The sequence below is a fragment of the Pontibacter sp. HJ8 genome (assembly GCF_054824225.1).
The window spans coordinates 1-1,009 of record NZ_JSYF01000525.1; the positions used below are offsets into that span (position 1 = coordinate 1).

1 protein-coding gene is annotated in these 1,009 nt (G+C 52.0%); it reads left to right on the forward strand.

Annotated features, from left to right (window positions below):
- A partial coding sequence (locus tag OB13_RS18865; RefSeq protein ID WP_461491736.1) for a cation:proton antiporter occupies positions 1 to 1,009 on the forward strand: 1,009 nt, incomplete at both ends.

The window sequence follows — 1,009 nt, forward strand, 5'->3', positions numbered from 1 at the left end:
CCGATGTCGTGATCATACTTGGACTAGCAGTCGTGGTTATCCTGCTTTTTCAACGCTTCCGGCTGCCAACGTTGCTCGGGTTTCTGGCAACAGGCGTTATCGCCGGGCCACACGGTCTGAGCCTGATCAAGGAAGTACATGAAATTGAGATTCTGGCAGAAATCGGGGTGATGCTGTTGCTCTTCATCATCGGGATGGAATTCTCGCTGCGCAACCTGGCGCTCATCAAGCGGACGGTACTGCTGGGTGGTGCTACCCAGGTGGGGGTCACCATTCTGCTGGTTGCCTTGCTGCTGATGATGTTCAACGTAGGTATGGGCGAGGCATTTTTTGTCGGTTTCCTGTTTTCGCTGAGTAGTACAGCCATCGTACTCAAACTCCTGCAGGACAAAGGCGAGATCAACAGTCCCCATGGCAAGGTGGTGCTCGGCATCCTGATCTTCCAGGATATCATCGTAGTCCCCATGATGCTTGTGGCCCCTTTGATGGCAGGAGGCTCCGAAAATATAGCCATGGACCTGTTGATGATGCTCTTGAAGGGCATTTTTGTCATCATATTCGTACTCATCAGTGCCCGCTACCTGGTACCCAGGCTTTTGTTTGTGGTGGCGCGTACCAAGAGCAAAGAACTGTTCATACTCAGTATCGTGGTGATTTGCTTCGCAGTCGCCTGGCTTACCCAAAGTCTGGGGCTATCGCTGGCTTTGGGGGCTTTTATGGCCGGCCTGATTATCTCTGAATCCGAATACAGTCACCAGGCAACCAGCAACATCCTGCCTTTCCGCGAGATCTTTACCAGTTTCTTTTTTGTTTCCATCGGCATGCTGCTGGACTTCAGTTTTATGCTGCAGCATTTTCCGCTCGTGCTGCTGCTCACCGTCTGCACTTTCCTGTTGAAAGGTGTCATAGCCGCCGTTGCTGCCAGGATGCTGCAGTACCCGATGCGGACTTCATTGCTGGTCGGGCTTAGTCTATTCCAGGTTGGTGAATTTGCCTTCATCCTTTCCAA